This window comes from Virgibacillus oceani, assembly GCF_041521345.1.
Taxonomy (GTDB): Bacteria; Bacillota; Bacilli; order Bacillales; family Amphibacillaceae; genus Virgibacillus_N; species Virgibacillus_N oceani_A.
Window position 1 is genome coordinate 184,375 of sequence record NZ_JBGOHB010000002.1, and the last position, 17,187, is coordinate 201,561.

The 17,187-nt window shown below is 39.9% G+C and carries 16 protein-coding genes and 1 tRNA gene; 3 read left to right on the top strand and 14 right to left on the bottom strand.

Features of this window, described 5'->3' with window-relative positions:
* Positions 1-46 precede the first annotated feature (46 nt).
* On the bottom strand, positions 47-979 hold the full coding sequence (locus ACDX78_RS02990) for a fumarylacetoacetate hydrolase family protein (RefSeq protein ID WP_486025233.1): 933 nt from the start codon (positions 977-979) through the stop codon (positions 47-49).
* Between the two features lie 148 nt (positions 980-1,127).
* On the opposite strand from ACDX78_RS02990, the gene ACDX78_RS02995 reads away from it, so the two are divergent.
* The gene (locus ACDX78_RS02995) at positions 1,128-1,463 is read left to right on the top strand and encodes a general stress protein (RefSeq protein WP_486025235.1); all 336 of its coding nucleotides are present in this window, start codon (positions 1,128-1,130) and stop codon (positions 1,461-1,463) included.
* A 539-nt stretch (positions 1,464-2,002) separates the two neighbouring features.
* Here ACDX78_RS02995 and nikC read toward each other — a convergent pair.
* The 6 genes from nikC to aroD form a co-directional block, all read right to left on the bottom strand.
* The gene (nikC, locus tag ACDX78_RS03000) at positions 2,003-2,866 is read right to left on the bottom strand and encodes a nickel transporter permease (RefSeq protein WP_486025305.1); all 864 of its coding nucleotides are present in this window, start codon (positions 2,864-2,866) and stop codon (positions 2,003-2,005) included.
* An 85-nt stretch (positions 2,867-2,951) separates the two neighbouring features.
* Positions 2,952-3,953, bottom strand: coding sequence for an ABC transporter permease (locus tag ACDX78_RS03005; protein WP_486025237.1), 1,002 nt, complete (start codon positions 3,951-3,953; stop codon positions 2,952-2,954).
* A 430-nt stretch (positions 3,954-4,383) separates the two neighbouring features.
* Positions 4,384-6,081, bottom strand: coding sequence for an ABC transporter substrate-binding protein (locus ACDX78_RS03010; protein ID WP_486025239.1), 1,698 nt, complete (start codon positions 6,079-6,081; stop codon positions 4,384-4,386).
* Between the two features lie 51 nt (positions 6,082-6,132).
* On the bottom strand, positions 6,133-7,101 hold the full coding sequence (locus ACDX78_RS03015) for an ABC transporter ATP-binding protein (protein WP_486025240.1): 969 nt from the start codon (positions 7,099-7,101) through the stop codon (positions 6,133-6,135).
* Positions 7,076-8,092 carry an ABC transporter ATP-binding protein gene (locus tag ACDX78_RS03020; protein ID WP_486025242.1) on the bottom strand — a complete coding sequence of 339 codons (1,017 nt, stop codon included), beginning with the start codon at positions 8,090-8,092 and terminating at the stop codon, positions 7,076-7,078. The genes ACDX78_RS03015 and ACDX78_RS03020 overlap by 26 nt, the downstream gene beginning before the upstream one ends.
* A gap of 215 nt (positions 8,093-8,307) precedes the next feature.
* Positions 8,308-9,027, bottom strand: a complete 720-nt coding sequence (gene aroD, locus ACDX78_RS03025) for a type I 3-dehydroquinate dehydratase (protein WP_486025307.1) — start codon at positions 9,025-9,027, stop codon at positions 8,308-8,310.
* 174 nt (positions 9,028-9,201) lie between these two features.
* On the opposite strand from aroD, the gene ACDX78_RS03030 reads away from it, so the two are divergent.
* Entirely contained in the window at positions 9,202-9,729 is a 528-nt protein-coding gene (locus ACDX78_RS03030; protein ID WP_486025244.1) for a shikimate kinase, read from the top strand.
* A 37-nt stretch (positions 9,730-9,766) separates the two neighbouring features.
* Here ACDX78_RS03030 and ACDX78_RS03035 read toward each other — a convergent pair.
* Positions 9,767-9,842 (bottom strand) — tRNA-Arg (locus tag ACDX78_RS03035).
* 369 nt (positions 9,843-10,211) lie between these two features.
* Between ACDX78_RS03035 and clpP the strand changes: the two genes are divergently transcribed.
* Complete coding sequence (gene clpP / locus ACDX78_RS03040) at positions 10,212-10,805, top strand: ATP-dependent Clp endopeptidase proteolytic subunit ClpP (RefSeq protein ID WP_486025246.1); 594 nt, start codon at positions 10,212-10,214, stop codon at positions 10,803-10,805.
* Between the two features lie 60 nt (positions 10,806-10,865).
* Here clpP and ACDX78_RS03045 read toward each other — a convergent pair whose 3' ends face one another.
* The 6 genes from ACDX78_RS03045 to ACDX78_RS03070 all read right to left on the bottom strand — a co-directional run bounded on the left by ACDX78_RS03045 (position 10,866) and on the right by ACDX78_RS03070 (position 17,058).
* Positions 10,866-11,120, bottom strand: coding sequence for an HPr family phosphocarrier protein (locus ACDX78_RS03045; RefSeq protein ID WP_486025247.1), 255 nt, complete (start codon positions 11,118-11,120; stop codon positions 10,866-10,868).
* A gap of 306 nt (positions 11,121-11,426) precedes the next feature.
* Complete coding sequence (gene whiA, locus ACDX78_RS03050; RefSeq protein ID WP_486025249.1) at positions 11,427-12,377, bottom strand: DNA-binding protein WhiA; 951 nt, start codon at positions 12,375-12,377, stop codon at positions 11,427-11,429.
* A 21-nt stretch (positions 12,378-12,398) separates the two neighbouring features.
* A complete protein-coding gene (locus ACDX78_RS03055) occupies positions 12,399-13,358 on the bottom strand; it encodes a gluconeogenesis factor YvcK family protein (protein ID WP_486025251.1) in 960 nt (319 codons plus the stop codon).
* 2 nt (positions 13,359-13,360) lie between these two features.
* Positions 13,361-14,245 carry an RNase adapter RapZ gene (rapZ, locus tag ACDX78_RS03060; RefSeq protein ID WP_486025252.1) on the bottom strand — a complete coding sequence of 295 codons (885 nt, stop codon included), beginning with the start codon at positions 14,243-14,245 and terminating at the stop codon, positions 13,361-13,363.
* Between the two features lie 773 nt (positions 14,246-15,018).
* Complete coding sequence (gene trxB, locus ACDX78_RS03065) at positions 15,019-15,972, bottom strand: thioredoxin-disulfide reductase (protein ID WP_486025253.1); 954 nt, start codon at positions 15,970-15,972, stop codon at positions 15,019-15,021.
* Positions 15,973-16,053: 81 nt separating this feature from the next.
* Entirely contained in the window at positions 16,054-17,058 is a 1,005-nt protein-coding gene (locus tag ACDX78_RS03070) for a tetratricopeptide repeat protein (protein ID WP_486025254.1), read from the bottom strand.
* Between the last annotated feature and the right edge of the window lie 129 nt (positions 17,059-17,187).

Here is a 17,187-nt window from a genome sequence, read left to right on the forward strand (position 1 = left end):
TAGATGAAAAGCTCACCACAATCAGGCGAGCTTTTCATCAATACAACTATTTATCTATCACTCTGTTTTCCATCTTCCCTACCTTTTCAATTTCCAATGTTACAATGTCACCGTTCTTCAGAAATTGGGCCGGATTCATTGCAGCACCAACCCCATCCGGTGTGCCTGTTAAAATAATATCCCCAGGCTTCAATGTAATTAGCTTTGAAATAAATGAAATCAAATAAGGGATATCAAAAATCAGTTTACTCGTATTGGATGATTGCCGTTCTTCCCCATTTACGAGCGAACGAATATCCAGATTGGAAGAATCCCCGACTTCATCGGCAGTTACAATCCATGGACCAATTGGTGTACTGTTATCCAATGTTTTTCCCTGCAGGAATTGCGAAGTTCTCTTTTGCAGATCCCTTGCAGAAGTGTCATTGGCCAGTGTGTAGCCGACAACATGGTCTAATGCCTCCGCCTTGTTCACATCGGAAGCTTCCTTTCCAATGACTACAGCCAGTTCTACTTCATAATCCAGTTTTTCCGTTATGTATGGCTTTTCAATATTATCTTCCGGTCCAATGACGGAATTATTAAATTTGGCAAAAAGCATTGGAAAATCAGGTACCTCTCCCCCCATCTCCATGGCATGATCCAAATAATTTTTGCCGATACAGATAATTTTAGATGGTGAAGGGTTTGGCGCAGACAATGTTACCATTTCCAGGTCAACGCTAACCTCCTTCAAATCCTGCTCTCTTATGTAATTAACAGCTTCCCTGGCTTTGGCAACAGCATCAAATCCAATAGATAAAAATGCCCCAGGGTTAGAAGGCAATGCATATTGAACCGTATCAGCCAAATCCTGCTGATTTTCTGCTTCAAGATATGTACGATACGCCTCTTGTATATCAATTACACTATCATTAGCCACACAGCCTATTCTCAATGTACCCGGCTTCCCCTTCAGTTTATAGCTTACCAGCTTCATACACAGCACCTCATTTTCACTATTTTATGTATCTATTAAAAATTTTATCAAATTCTTGTGTGTAAAGATACCCCATTGCCTTCATTGTTTATAAGCAGAAGGAAAAGGGTAATTTTTCTGTAAGCCATTCACGCAAGGAGGAATGATGATGACGAGAGAAATTGTGGGCGTATATAGCTCATTGGAAGAAACAATAGAAAAAATAGATTGTATGGAAATGAAAAATTATGATCAGGATAAAATAGCAGTCATTACAAACAGCAGAAAAAGAGATGAGCTGGATGAGGAAACAGATGTAGCAGTAAAAGCGGGATTACCAAAAAAAGACACAGACTCATTTAAAGATAAAATCGTAGAGCTTTTCACTGATGATACAGTGGATCCTTATCTTCACCTGATGGAATATGGCATTCCCGAAGAACAGGCAAAGGTTCATCAGGGTGATTTAAAATCGGGGAAAATGATTGTAACATTGGAGAAATAATTTGCCTGCTCACAAAAGTGCCTCCTTCCATTAAGGACAAGTGATTAAACGACATGACTTTTATAAGCCGCATTTCTCTGCTGAAAAATGCGGCTGGTTCAATATCATAATTGTTTACATTTCATGTTCAAATAGGATGCGTCCTATTGAAGACCATGACTTTACCGGCATAGGTCGATTAACGCAGGAATATTGAAAGACATAGTACTAATCAACCCTGACCATCCTTTTTGGACTTTCGTCACTTCCTACTGGTTGATAGGCATGAAGGACGCCTCCTTTTTTAAAGACCTTTGTGCTTAGAAGCTTAGGTTGATCCCATCAGACAAGTCTTTGAATAAGGGCACCCCACTCTCAAATGCAATAGGATTCTCACCCACTGTATCATTTGTGTGTCGTAGCGGGACGAGGCTTAATAACTTAGCCAGTATCCACAGCTTACATATTTCACAGTAAGCTAAATCGACGAAGTAAAATCAAAGCGTCAACTGCTTCTGTTCAAGAAACTAGTTGACGCTGATACTGTAGAGTTGATATGGTCAGTTTTTCATCTTCGGATCCAGTGCATCACGCAGCCCATCACCGATTAAGTTAAATCCTAGCACAACCAGCATAATTGATACTCCCGGCATAATCAGTGTCCAAGGAGCCAGTTGGATAAACTCACGCGAGCTGGCAAGCATTTGTCCCCATTCCGGTGTTGGCGGCTGTGCGCCAAGTCCGAGGAAGCCCAATGCCGCAGCTTCCAGTATCGCAGTACCAAATCCAAGCGTGGATTGTACAATAATAGGTGCAATACTATTCGGTAAAATATGGTGAAAAATAATCCTGCCATTTTTCATCCCCTGTGCCTTGGCAGCCATAATATATTCTTCTTCCCGTAAGCTGATAACCCTGGATCTGACAAGCCTTCCGAATATAGGAATATTAATAATGGCAATCGCAATTAACGCATTTTCCAGTGAAGGGCCGAGAATGGCAACAATAGCAATTGCGAGTAAAATACTTGGAAAAGCGAGCAATATATCAAATATCCTGGATATGATCATATCGATCCATCGGCCAAAATATCCTGCTATAATTCCGAGCAGGGTTCCAAATATTAAGGCACCGGTAACAGCAAAAAATCCAACCTGAAGCGATACTCTTGCTCCATAGGCGATCCTCGTGAAAATATCCCTGCCCAAATCATCCGTTCCCATCCAATGTTCACTGGAAGGAGGGCTAAGGCGATTCACAAGATTTTGCTCCTCATACGTATAGGGTGTCAGAAGCGGCGCCACCAATCCCAATATAATGAAGAACAGGATAATGATGATCCCAACCATCGCAAAACGATTCTTTCTCAGCTGCTTAATCGAATCCTTCCAAGGTGATATCGCTTCTATTTCTTCTGAGTCAATCTGCTGTCCTGCTTTTGCGGGGTTAGCAATTTGCTGTTCTGCTTCTTTTGGTTTTTTCTCATCTAATTTCAACACAGCTCCCCCCTTAGTAGTTAATCCTTGGATCAATAATTTTATATAAAATGTCAACGACCAGATTGATCAATACGAAAATAAATGCAATGACAAGAATCCCCGATTGAATGACCGGATAATCACGGTAACTTATTGCTTCAAATACATATCTCCCAACTCCTGGCCAGCTGAAGATCGTCTCTGTTAAAATAGCACCACCCAAAAGGACCCCTGTTTGCAACCCAATAACAGTAATAACAGGTATAGTGGCATTTTTTAATGCATGTTTATAAATAACCAGGAATTGCCCGGATCCTTTTGCACGAACGGTACGAATATAATCCGATTTCATCACTTCAAGCATGCTGGATCGTGTCATCCTTGCGATAATAGCCATAGGGATCGTTCCAAGTGCAATGCTCGGCAATACTAAATGCTTTAATGTTGTCACTGTTCTCGCAAAGTCCAAATGTATTAATGAATCCAGGACATAAAAATAAGTTATCGGTGCTATTGGATCCCTGCTGTCCTGGCGTCCGTACGCAGGAAACCACCCGAGCTCCTGGGCAAAAATCCACTGTTCCATTAAGGCAAGCCAGAAAACCGGCATCGATACACCGATTAAGGCAAATAGCATGGCCAGAAAATCAAACCACGAGTTTTGCTTCCAGGCACTAATGATGCCTGCATTCACTCCTATGAATACAGCAAATATCATGGCAAAAAAGGTTAACTCAAAAGTAGCAGCTATGTATGGCCAAATTTCCGTTGATATGTCCGCTCTTGAACGTAAGGAAGTCCCTAAATCTCCCTGCAGGAGATCTTTGACATAAATACCATATTGAACCGCGTAGGGCTCGTTCAGTCCCATGCTTTCTTCCAAATCATCAATTGCCGTTTGGGTAGCGGTTTCCCCCAAAATAACCTGTGCCGGATTTCCGGGGATTAAATGGACGATGGAAAAGGTGATTAATGTCATGCCAACAAGTACTGGTATGAGCATTAATAAACGCCGAAAAATATAGGAAAACATCATTTCACCCCAGTTCTTTATATGTTATTTGTTGCTTCGTATATACTGTGATTGATCTGTTATCCAATAAATAAAAGTAAAATAAGGATTGCTTCTTTTTTCATGGATAAACTATTCTATAGATTTTTTCCACCATCTGAAGTGAAAGAAAAGAGACTTCTCCCATAAAGTTCCGCACCCCCAGCACCAGAGATACCATGTTTATTAGTTACCAGCTGATTTAGGCGAGGGACTAATCCTTTACTGCAGGGAGAGTCTCCTTCGTTTGTTTTATATAGTCCGGCTGCAGTGCCCAGCGACGGCGAATATTTCGGTTAGGACGAGCATTTAGCGCAGTCCCAGATCTTTGCGGTGGGACGAGCATTTAGCGCAGTCCCAAAACGCAATCCATACGTCGCTAACCGGGTCTTTATACATTTCTTACTTCCTATTAGTTTGTAAGTTCTACTTCAGCTAAAGATTCACTTGTTGATGGATGCGGTACATAATTCTGAACTTCGCTTGTTGTTGCCATTACCGGTCTTGAATGTACTAACGGAACCATTGGTGCATCATCGGCAATGATTTCCTGTGCTTGCTGATAGAAGGAAGCGCGTTCATCCTGGTCAACGGACAATTTCGCCTGATCCAGTAATTCATCCACTTCATCATTAGCATAAAACTCACGGTTACTGCTTCCTACATTACTTCCATGCAATAAGCTGCTCAGGAAGTAATCAGGATCACCATTTGTTCCGGACCATCCAAGCATATACATTTGATGTTCCCCATTCATTGTTTTCTCAAGGTATGGAGCCCATTCTTCCCTGACAATATTAGCTGTAATTCCAATCTCAGCCAGGTTGTTCTGGATAATCTGGGAAACTGTTTCCGGATCTGGCATATATGGTCTGGCTACAGGCATAGTCCAGAGTTCAATTTCCAGTCCATCTGCATAACCTGCTTCTTCCAGTAACTCCATTGCCAGGTCAGGGTCATAAGGAAAGCTTTCCACGTCCTCGTTATACCCCATATAGTTTGGCGGTAATGGAACGTTAGCAGGAGTTGCATACCCTGCATATAATGCTTCCGCAATGTCCTCTTTATTTATAGCATGACTTATCGCATGCCTTAATTCCTTATTGTCAAATGGCTCTTTCTCTACATTAAAACCTACATAACCGATATTATTCTCTTCGCGCTCATATAGTTCCAAACCCTCTTCTTCTTCCACACCAGCTGCATCATCCGGATTTAATCCATCCATAATGTCTATCTCTCCTGAACGAAGCGCGATTAAGCGGGCAGCATTATCCGGTATGACTTCAAATACAACACGGTCCAGGTTAGGCTGACCGTCTATGCGATAGTCGTCAAATTTCTCCAGCACAATAGAGTCATCTCTGCTCCAACTGACAAATTCAAACGGTCCTGTTCCTACCGGGTTTTCGTTAATTTCCGGCCCATACTCCTCAAGTGCTGCAGGAGAAGTTATTGGGAAATAAGTCATTGCCATATTTTGCAGGAAGAAACCTAATGGCTGACTTAGATTAAATTCAACTGTATAATCATCTACTACATTTACTTCTTCAATGACATGGTTATCATCTCCCTGAAAACCGCCAAACATTGTTCCATACATGGAGTAGACATATGAATCGTCAGCGAAGGCAAACTCATGGTCTGGATCTGCCCAGCGCTCAAAGTTAATTTTTACTGCTTCTGCATTAAAATCAGTTCCATCATGGAACGTAACGCCTTCCTCCAAGTAAAAAGTATAGCTCAATCCATCATCTGCTACATCCCAGTCATGAGCGAGTGCCGGAAGTATTTCAAAGGAATCTTTATCAAATTCCAAAAGACCTTCCAATACTTGTCTTGTTATTCTTGAAGATTCACCATCCGTTGTACTTGCCGGATCAAGACTTTCCGAGTCGCCACCGCGCGCAAATATTAATACTTGCTCTCCTTCAGCGGCCTCTGCTTCATCTTCTGCATCATCATCTGATGCTGTATCTTCTTCAGTACCAGGGTCGTCACCTTCTTCAGGTGCTTCTTCCCCATTTTGTCCCCCATCACCTGTACATGCTGCCAACACCAACACAAAAGCAAGCATGAAGGCAACTAGAAGCGAATGTTTCAGCTTCATTCTTTTTCCCCCTCTTTTTTAATATATAAGATTAATATTTTACTGCAGTGCCTACTCATATAAATGGCATGCAACAAAATGATTATCTTCCACTGGTTTAAATTCAGGCCTTACTTCCCTGCAAATATCCATCGCGTGTGGACATCTCGTATGAAAAGCACATCCGGATGGTGGATTTGCAGGGCTCGGAACATCTCCCTTTAGTATGATTCTTTCCTTTTGCATATCCGGATCTGGTAGTGGAACAGCCGAAAGTAATGCCTGTGTATACGGGTGTTTCGGATTATCATAGAGCTTATCTTTATCTGTCAGCTCGACCATTCGCCCTAAATACATCACACCTATACGGTCACTGATATGTTTAACTACACTTAAATCATGCGCAATAAAAATGTATGTCAGATTAAATTGATCCCGGAGCTCTTCCATCAGGTTAAGAATTTGCGATTGAATGGACACATCCAATGCAGATACCGGCTCATCACAAATTATCATTTTCGGATTATTTGCAAGTGCCCTGGCAATACCGATCCGCTGCCTCTGCCCCCCGCTGAATTGATGTGGATACCGGGAAGCATGATAAGCACTTAGACCAACCACTTCCAATAATTCCTGCACCCGTTCTTTCCGCTCTTTGGCTGACTTTAAGCCATGTACCAAAAGGGGCTCCCCGACTATTTTTTCCACTGTATGCCTAGGGTTTAAAGACGCATAAGGATCCTGGAATATAATTTGCATATCCTTTCTCAATTTACGCATCTGTTCGCCATTTACATTTGTAATATCTGTATCTTCAAAAGTAACTTTACCTTCCGTAGGATCAATAAGCCGTAAAATGGATTTTCCCGTAGTTGACTTACCACAGCCCGATTCCCCGACAATCCCCAGGATCTCCCCTTCCATAACCGTGAAGGAAACATCATCCACTGCTTTCACTTCGCCAACCTTTCGTCCCAGTGGTCCGCCTTTTATATCAAAATACTTCTTCAACCCATCAACTTCTAATATTGGCTTCTGCATGCGCTTCAACCTTCCCTTCTTTATCGTCATGTAAAAAACATCTGCTTTGACGACCGTTTTGCAAAGGATAAAGGTAAGGGTTTTCATTAAAGCAGCGGTCAAAAGCAAATTCGCATCTTGGGGCAAAATTGCAGCCTACTTTATCCATTTTCGGCTTCGGTACAACGCCCGGGATAGAGTAAAGCTTTTGCTCACTTTCATGAATTTTAGGCAATGATTTAATGAGCCCTTGTGAATAAGGATGCTGCGGATCCTTTAAAATCCCCCTCGTTGTTCCCTCTTCCACTACTTGTCCCGCATACATAACAACCACCCTGTCACAGATTTCTGCAACAACGCCTAAGTCATGGGTGATCAGTAAAATAGCTGTGTTTTCTTTTTCGTTTAAATTTCGCATTAAATCCAGAATTTGCGCCTGAATGGTTACATCAAGTGCTGTTGTTGGTTCATCTGCTATCAACAGCTCCGGATCACAGGACATCGCCATGGCAATCATGACTCTCTGTCTCATTCCGCCGGATAACTGATGCGGGTATTCATCAACGATTTGATCCGCTCTTGGTATCCCAACCAGATTCAGCATATCAATTGATTTTCTCCTGGCTTCTTTCTTTGTTATGTTCTGGTGAAGCCGGATCGCTTCTATTAATTGATTTCCGATAGTAAACAGCGGATTTAACGAAGTCATTGGCTCCTGAAAAATCATGGAGATTTCATTCCCGCGTAATTTTTTCATCCGTTTTTCGCTGGCACTTGTAAGGTTTTCTCCTTTAAAGTTAATTTCGCCATTAACTATTTTACCCGGCGGCTTTGGGATAAGCTGCATTACGGACAGCGAGGTAACGCTTTTCCCGCTTCCTGACTCTCCAACGATACCTACGACTTCTCCTTCATGCACCTTAATACTCACGCCATCTACAGCAGGTATTTCTCCGCTGTCAGTAAAAAAATGTGTATGTAAATCTTTCAGTTCCAAGACTGGCTCTGACATTTCGTGCTTCCCCCTGTTCTCTCTCTTTTAAAAGACTTCAAAATTATGTTATCAGGACTAAAATTAGGACACATGTCATAACTACCACTTTTTAGAATATTTAATTACCACTAATTATACGGAATTCCAACTAGATTGCAAGCTAATTTTCCCCGTTATAATAATTTAATTCAATTGAAGCACTTTAATATATCGCTGCAATAATAATCCGCTGTTCAGCTATTATAATGGATGATTTTTAACACGGCCCGTAACTCGGAAACAGCAATCTGACCAGGAGCAGAAGCTGCCATTCCCGCTCCAAACGTAGCATCCGAACCAAACACTTCACCAGCTATCCGACTGATCAGACCATATTTCCCCATTGCCATCGTGATCATTGGCTGTTGTGAATATTTCATTTTTAAGGCATTGGTGGCTTTAAGCAGTATAAAAACATCTTCTATTGTCTTTGGCATGACTGCGATTTTAGGTATATCTGCACCTGTCACAATCATACTACTCATTGTAGAAATAATTGTTTCCTCGCTCGGTGTCGATTGAAAATGATGACGAGACATCACGACAAATACACCATATTCTTTCGCTTTTTTCACCAGTATATTTCTTTTTTCCTCTGTAAAAGTGTATTCAACATCAACGAGGTCTATGTTTTTACTTTCAATTACTGCTTGAATAAGATAGAAATATTTTTTTTCATCAATTTCAGTATCTCCGCCTTCTGAAATCGTCCGGAAAGTAAACAATAACGGGATCCCTGCTAGCCGGTTTTCGAGTTGGCGCAGCATGTTTCTTACTACCCCGATATCCTTGATATCCGTATATTTATCGGCTCGCCATTCTATCATGTCCGGTGAGAGCTTCTTTACTTGTTCTATTTCTTCCAGTAACGCTTCATCAGATTCCCCCACAATTGGGACAATAATTTTCGGCATCCCTTCTCCAATATGTACATCTCTAACTTTTAACACTTTTAACACTTTTTGCAGCTCCTTCTACGATTGGTTTCTCTCCATTATACATCGTTTTCCATTTTCCGTATTCTTTTTTACAATAAATTTAAATTGCTTTATACTTGTTCTAATCAATTTTTGGAAAGAGGCTTGATAATGAGTAAAGAAAAAAGCATGGTACTCATTGGATTTATGGGTGTAGGAAAATCAACAATAGGAAAAGAATTGGCAATAAGATTTAAAAGAGACTTTGTTGATATTGATATGGAAATTGAAAAATTATTTGGCATGGAAACAACGGAAGTTTTTAAAACGCACGGAGAAAAGGCTTTTCGGGAAAAAGAAAAAGAACTGTCCATTTATTACGCTAAACAGCCTGGTTATATTGTTTCCTTCGGCGGGGGAGCTTTTATAGATGAAGATATCCGCAGCATTTGCCTAACACATAGTCTGATCATTTATCTGGACTTGAACTGGGAATATTGGAAAGATCGGATTAGTATTTTGATGGATAGCAGGCCTATGCTTCAGAAAAAAAACATGGAGGAAATAAAAGCACTTTTTTATACACGAAAGAAATTGTATCACTACCATCACATCAAAATAAATATGGACAACCTGAATATCGAGGATACCGTAAATAGAGTTATGAGTGCATTGGAGAGGTTTTATGCAAAAAAATAAAAGACAGGAAAGCATCCCCTGTCTTTAATCCTAAAAACGCGCCCAGAGGGATTCGAACCCCCGACAAACCTGGTACCGGAAACCAGTGCTCTATCCAACTGAGCTATGGGCGCATGATAATATGATTTATGTGTCTTATTTCAGGCACAAAGATTATTATAACTTTTTTATCGTATATATACAAGTCTTTTTATTTTTCCTGTTTTAGGCATCTTGGTAAACTCATCTGCTTCAATGTTTATATTATTTCCGGTTTGGGTATGATGGGGAATGTATTTGCAGGGAGACTTGGTACCGGAAACCAATGCTCTACGAAAATGTGTTCAACAAGAAAACTTTATATAATTTTAACTGCCTATATTGAAGCTGACCATCACTCCATGATTATTTAGTTAAATAGGAAATTGTTTTCGTTTGACCTTTATTGACCTTTTAGTTATCATAGACAGAGAAATTGTTATTTTGAAAGGGAGGATATACTCATGAATTTAATACCAACAGTTATCGAACAGACAAACCGCGGAGAACGTGCGTATGACATTTATTCAAGATTATTGAAAGACCGAATCATTATGCTTGGCAGTGCCATTGATGATAATGTGGCAAACTCCATCGTAGCTCAGCTGCTCTTTTTGGAAGCAGAGGATCCGGAAAAAGATATTTCTTTATACATTAACTCACCAGGCGGATCTATTACTGCAGGGATGGCTATATTTGATACGATGCAATTTATTAAATCGGATGTTTCCACGATCTGTACAGGTATGGCGGCTTCCATGGGGGCATTCCTGCTAGCAGCCGGAGAAAAGAATAAGCGCTATGCCCTTCCTAACAGTGAAGTGATGATTCATCAGCCATTAGGAGGTACCCAAGGTCAGGCATCTGACATTGAAATCCACGCAAAACGAATCATTCAAATGCGTGAAAAAATCAATCAAATCCTGGCAGACCGTACTGGCCAGCCAATTGAAGTGATTGAGCGTGACACTGATCGTGATAACTTTATGACAGCTGCAAAATCGGTTGAGTACGGGCTAATTGATAAAATCCTGGAACGCAATGAGGATAGAAATTAAATAAATATACGAAAAATCCCTTTCAGTGAAAGGGATTTTTTGATTGATGTTTTTATTTAATTACTCATTCGAAACAAACGAGCTTAAATGGTGTAAAGCCATTTCTTCATCAGTTCCGTCGGCAATCAGTGTGACCTCCTGCCCACTTGTAATAGCCAAACTCATAAGTCCCATAATACTTTTGGCATTCACTTTTTTTCCGTCCTTTTCAAGAAACAGGTTTGCAGAATAACGATTAGCTTCCTGTACAAATTGTGCAGCAGGTCTAGCCTGTAATCCTGTTTCCAGTTTCACTTTAACAGTTCGCTCAACCAATTGATTTCCCCCTCCTGAATGTTAACGCTGTCATTCTTATGTATGATAATCGACAGTTCTGCAGTTTTACTGCATACTGCCGATACAATTTTACATCCCAGTATATTGTTAATATATCGCTATTATATCATGAAAAATAAATAAGTTACAGAAAGTCTCATTGTAATGAAAAAGAACTTATTTATTATTTGGGCTCAGATTCATATCGTGAGATTCCCATAGCGAAGCCAGCCGCGATATTAAAATAGCTTTTGGATAAACTGGCCACAAACCGTTCATATTTTCCAGCAAACAGCTGGAATCATATTATTTTATTTTTTCTATGGTTTCTCCGCGACTTAACTTATCCGCAATCTCATCTAATTTTTTCAAACGGTGATTTACGCCAGATTTGGATATTTTTCCATTTGAAACTAGCTCCCCTAATTCCTTAAGCGATACATCCTGATGCTCCACACGCAAAACAGCTATTTCACGCAGCTTATCCGGAAGCTGATCAAGCCCAATCATATTTTCAATCATTTTAATATTTTCGATCTGCCTGAATGCTGCCCCAATCGTTTTGTTTAAATTAGCCGTCTCACAATTCACAATGCGGTTTACGGAATTTCGCATATCTCGGACAATCCGTACATCTTCAAATTTAAATACGGCATTATGTGCACCAATAATGCTTAAAAATGCAGTGATTTTTTCTGCTTCCTTCATATATACGATAAATCCTTTTTTTCTCTCATGTTTTCTTGCACTTAGTTCAAAGTCATTCAATAATTCACATAAGGTATCATTATGTTCCTGATAAGCGTTATAAATTTCCAAGTGATAGGAGGATGTTTCAGGATTATTAATGGAGCCTCCAGCGAGAAACGCACCACGCAAATAAGCTCTTTTGCAGCAATCATCACGTAAATACTTTTCATGTATATCTCTTTTTATTTTAGCTTCATGTAGTATGTCTAAATCCGTTAAAAATGTATTTACGTCTTTTTTCATCCGTACAATATATACATTATTCTTTTTGAGTTTCATTTTTTTCCGAACCAATAATTCCATAGGCAATGAATACAGACTTTTGATCAATGTATAAATTCTTCTGGCAATGGCCGCATTTTCTGTTTGTACATCAAGCATATACTTATCGTTGGAATCGGAAATAATGCCATTCATCCGGATTAATGCTGCAAGTTCCGCCTGCTGACAGCAATCATCAGACTGGATGGATGTAAGTTCTTTTTTTATTACTGCGGCAAATGACATTTATAGTCCCCCCTTATATATTCATTTTTCAAGAATGGAATACAGTAGTTTAGAAATTTTTGTCGTATCGTGTCTCATCACCGACTGGGAGTGGTCAATGATATCCCCTTCAATAATTTGTATTCCCATATTTAATAACTGGTCTGTGTCATATTCAACCGGCTCTGCATTTTCTTCCGCATATACATCCTGAATCGCTTTCTTAATCGGCTCGTTGTGTACGACAATCGCATCAACGGTATTATCGCCTATATGGTCTGTAATCGCCTTAACATGGTCAGAGGCTGTGTAGTCAGTCGTTTCTCCGGCTTGTGTCATTACATTGCAAACATAGACAACTTTTCCGTTAGTGTTTCTGATCGCTTCATCAATTTGCGGCATGATCATGGAAGGCAAAATACTTGTATAAAGGCTTCCAGGGGCGATTACAACGAGATCTGCCTTTTCTATGGCTCGAACGGCATTTGGCAGTGGCTTTATTGGCTGTGGACTTAAAAACACACGCTCGATTTGCTTATTTGTAAGTGGGATGTTTGATTCCCCCGATACAATTGTTCCATCTGACATCTTCGCATGAAGTGCCATGTTTTCATTGGAAATGGGGTAAATTTTTCCCTTTACGTTTAGGACACGTGAAATTTCTTTAATTCCCGTGTTAAAATTCCCGGTAATCGAAGTCATAGCTGCCAGCAGCAAATTACCCATGGAATGGCCGGACAGGCCGTTCCCGACATCAAAGCGATGCTGGAATAGTTCCACAAGCATTGGTTCTGCATCTGAAAGTGCAGCGATAACATTACGAATATCTCCCGGCGCCGGAATGGCCATTTCATTCCGTATTCTTCCTGAGCTTCCGCCGTCATCTGCCACTGTGACAAGGGATGTCAGATAAATGGGAAGTTTTTTAAGCCCACGGAGCAGCACTGGCATCCCCGTTCCGCCGCCTATTACCACAACGTGTGGCTCTCTATCCTGTTCCATACTTAATGTCCCTTTCTTTTATCGATATCCCTGTGATTCACATGGGTAATATAATTTACTGACAGTTCATTCGAATAGTGTTCTGCCAGTGCAACGGAACGATGCTGACCGCCTGTACAACCAATCGCAACAACAAGTTGGGACTTGCCTTCTCTTTTATATTGCGGGAGCATAAATTGAAGAAGATCAAGTACTTTTTCATTAAACTTCTTCGTCTCCGCCCACTTAAAAACGTAAGCACTCACTTCTTTATTTAAACCGGTCAACGGCTGCATTTGGGGTACATAATGCGGATTGGGAAGAAAGCGCACATCAAATACTAAATCGGCATCTATCGGCAGTCCGTATTTAAAACCAAAAGAAACGAAATGCACAGAAAAAATCTCCTGCTCTTCTTCGCTGTATTTACTAATGATTTTCTCACGCAAGTCTCTCGGTTTTAAGTTTGTCGTATCAATGATACGCTGCGCCCTGCCTCTGAGCTCATCAAGAATTTCCCTTTCCTGATGGATTCCTTTTAACGGCAAATCTTCAGTTGCCAGTGGATGCGCTCTTCTTGTTTCTTTGTACCTGCTTACAAGCTTTTCATCTTTGGCATCAAGAAACAGAATATGTTCCTGAATCCATTCTTCTTTGCCAAGGACATCCAAAGCATCGAATAAGGAATCAAAGAACTCCCGGCCCCTTAGATCCATGACAAGTGCAACTTTTTGTATATTGTTTGTTGAATCCCTCATTAGCTCTAAAAATTTCGGCAGCAATGTCGGCGGAAGATTATCAACACAATAATATCCTAAATCCTCAAAGCTTTGTACAGCTACCGTTTTACCGGCGCCGGACATTCCTGTTATGATCACAAGCTTTGTTTCCTTCTCGTTATTATTCATACTTTCCCCCCTTTTATCTGTAGTTAATTATTTTATATAAAAAGGATTACTTTTTTATACTATAGTTTTGTAACCGATACTATGCACTTTAATTATCCCTCAACCCATTATACTACTATTGAACGACAACTACCAAAGATGGGGATTCCCCAAAAAGGTCCCACTATAACGGCGGAACCAAAACTCGTTCAGCTATGCTTTGGTATTACTATTTGCCAACTTAAAAAGTTTCATTACTTCAAATTGTGTTACTTTGAGGAATTAATGAAATACAGGCGTATACCCCAGAAAGTTATAATATATTCTTTTTATACGAAAAACACCTGGCATTTCCAATCATAGCTGTTATAGTTTTTTCTCCCAAAAAAAATACACAGGTGACAAGCACCTGTGCCAAAAAACTAATCTATCTATTAAAAGGGGGTCAATTAGTTACTCTTATTGTAACGTATAATTGTTTCGAATGTATTACAACAGCGTTAAAATGCATTTACTTATCATTAATTTTATTTAATATACGTGCATTAATACATTAATATCGAATGATTTAAATTTGTTAATCACGAAGGAAATACTTGGATATTACAGTGTTGTTCTGCAGTGAGACATCTGAGACGGATGCTCGAAGACCTCATTTTGATTATTTCCCGGAATAACGCAATCGAAAAGCGTACTCTCACGGTTACACAAATAAAAATAATGAGTGTTAAACACGATGCGAATTACACTCATTATTATTAATAAATATTTCTCATTGAAACGCAGTAGTGAAGTTAAATATCTGCCGTCTTTAATTCTTCCTGCAGATTTTCCACATACTTGATTGCTGCTTCAGCCGCGATACTTCCATCACCGGTTGCTGTTACAATTTGTCTTAGCGTTTTTTCACGAATATCGCCTGCTGCATAGATTCCCTTAATACTTGTTTCCATTTCTTCATTCGTTGGAATGTAGCCATCTTCATTCGTAATTCCTAAAGAAAGAAAAGGTTCATTTAATGGGACCATTCCGATATATACAAACACACCGTCAATGCCATGTTCGTACGCTTCTCCGGTTTTATTATTATGCAGCGTTACACTGCCAACTTTCCCGTCTTTTTCGTTAATTTCTTTCACTTCCGTATCCCAGATAAATTCAACTTTTTTGTTATTAAATGCACGATCCTGAAGAATTTTCTGAGCACGCAGTTCGTCTCTTCGATGAACAACAGTTACTTTATCGGCAAACCGGGTCAGATATATTCCTTCCTCAACAGCAGAATCTCCGCCGCCGACGACAACAAGATGTCTCTCTTTAAAAAACGCACCATCACATACCGCACAATAAGACACACCCCGACCGCCCAATTCTTCCTCGCCAGGGATGCCCAGTTTTTTAAATTGGGCACCGGTCGTTATGATAAGTGCTCTTGTTTTATATTCTTTTTTACCAGCTATCACTGTTTTGTAATTTCCATTATCAATAACTTCTTTTATATCTCCATATGCATATTCGGCACCAAACTTTTTTGCATGCTCGAACATTTTATTGGATAAATCTGGCCCTAAAACATGATCATATCCAGGGTAGTTTTCCACGTCTTCCGTATTTGCAACCTGACCGCCCGGAATACCCCGTTCAATCATCAGTGTATCCAAATTGGCACGTGAAGCATATACTGCTGCCGTCATTCCGGCTGGGCCAGCTCCTGCGATAATCACATCATACATACGTTCTTCGGACATATAAATCGCCCCTTTATCTCATTAATTAACTTTAAATTTTCAAGCCATATTCAGCTTAACGAAACACAGCATTTTCGTCTATCAATATGCTTGCCACGGTATTTCTTCGTTCCCAAGTTTCGGGTATTTTCTACAGCCTTCCTTCCAGATCTGGTGTGCCCTTGATGGATAACCCGAGTGGAATGCTGCTTTACTGTACCATCTGTAATAGGAAAGATGCCCGTTCAGCTTTCCCTTTTCTAACTTTCTGAAGCGGTAGAATGCTTCCTTATACAAACCGACTTTGGTAAAAACAGAAGCTACTTTTAATTTCTGCTGTTCGTGAAAAGGATATACATTGAATAATTGCTGAATATGTGTATCACGTTCTTCTTCCTGATTTAATTCCGCATAAAATAATGCTAAATTAATATGACTGTTCATTTCGTTTGGATGACTTTCAAGAAACCCCTTCTCCAGCTGCAAGGCTTCTTCCCGTGAGCCTGAAAAAAAGAGTGCCTGCGTATAATCATGAATGGCCGTTATATGCTCCGGAAATAACACTTGCACATCTTCCAGCAGAGGCAGCGCTTTATCCCACTCCTTATGTTCCATATGATAAAAAATCGTTTCCTGATAAATAAGCAGCTCATCTTCATCTTCATCTTCAAACGTGGGGGCTTCTTCATCATCTTCATCAAAATCAATTAATTCAAGCAAGCTGTTTGCGTCTTCTGCAAAGTCTCCCTCAGGCTCTTTTTCCAGGTAGGTTAGCACATACTTTTTAGCATCATGCAAAAGTCCCAAATGGGCATAATTATTTCCGAGCAAATAGTAACAATCGACATAATCAGATGATTCCAGCACCTGTCTCAGCAACTGATTTGCTTTATAATAAGAACCGACTTCCGTATATATAATTGACATTTGGCATTGATATAAAGGGTCTTGCGGATTATTTTCTGTTGCCTTCTTCAACCATTTCAATGCAATATCAAATTTTCTTTTTTTAAATGCCTCTACTCCCTTTGTAAAATAAAAATCTCCTTCAGGAATAAATGGAATTATTTTTCCTTGTTCCGTCTCTTTATTTTTTAATTTCTGCATGCAAATCCTCCGATTCTCTAAACATACGAACAAAGTATATCATAATTACCGGTGGAATAATATAAGTTTTTTCCTGGAAAATCAACGGATTAAGCGCATGTTTTCATGGATATATGAACGGCATTATAA

Excerpts from the sequence above, each read along its gene's own strand:
- ACDX78_RS02990 (WP_486025233.1), bottom strand. The coding sequence starts at position 979 with ATGAAGCTGGTAAGCTATAAACTGAAGGGGAAGCCGGGTACATTGAGA.
- ACDX78_RS02995 (WP_486025235.1), top strand. The coding sequence starts at position 1,128 with ATGACGAGAGAAATTGTGGGCGTATATAGCTCATTGGAAGAAACAATA.
- ACDX78_RS03005 (WP_486025237.1), bottom strand. The coding sequence starts at position 3,953 with ATGTTTTCCTATATTTTTCGGCGTTTATTAATGCTCATACCAGTACTT.
- ACDX78_RS03010 (WP_486025239.1), bottom strand. The coding sequence starts at position 6,081 with ATGAAGCTGAAACATTCGCTTCTAGTTGCCTTCATGCTTGCTTTTGTG.
- ACDX78_RS03015 (WP_486025240.1), bottom strand. The coding sequence starts at position 7,101 with ATGCAGAAGCCAATATTAGAAGTTGATGGGTTGAAGAAGTATTTTGAT.
- ACDX78_RS03020 (WP_486025242.1), bottom strand. The coding sequence starts at position 8,092 with ATGTCAGAGCCAGTCTTGGAACTGAAAGATTTACATACACATTTTTTT.
- aroD (WP_486025307.1), bottom strand. The coding sequence starts at position 9,027 with ATGCCGAAAATTATTGTCCCAATTGTGGGGGAATCTGATGAAGCGTTA.
- ACDX78_RS03030 (WP_486025244.1), top strand. The coding sequence starts at position 9,202 with ATGAGTAAAGAAAAAAGCATGGTACTCATTGGATTTATGGGTGTAGGA.
- clpP (WP_486025246.1), top strand. The coding sequence starts at position 10,212 with ATGAATTTAATACCAACAGTTATCGAACAGACAAACCGCGGAGAACGT.
- whiA (WP_486025249.1), bottom strand. The coding sequence starts at position 12,377 with ATGTCATTTGCCGCAGTAATAAAAAAAGAACTTACATCCATCCAGTCT.
- ACDX78_RS03055 (WP_486025251.1), bottom strand. The coding sequence starts at position 13,358 with ATGGAACAGGATAGAGAGCCACACGTTGTGGTAATAGGCGGCGGAACG.
- rapZ (WP_486025252.1), bottom strand. The coding sequence starts at position 14,245 with ATGAATAATAACGAGAAGGAAACAAAGCTTGTGATCATAACAGGAATG.
- trxB (WP_486025253.1), bottom strand. The coding sequence starts at position 15,972 with ATGTCCGAAGAACGTATGTATGATGTGATTATCGCAGGAGCTGGCCCA.
- ACDX78_RS03070 (WP_486025254.1), bottom strand. The coding sequence starts at position 17,058 with ATGCAGAAATTAAAAAATAAAGAGACGGAACAAGGAAAAATAATTCCA.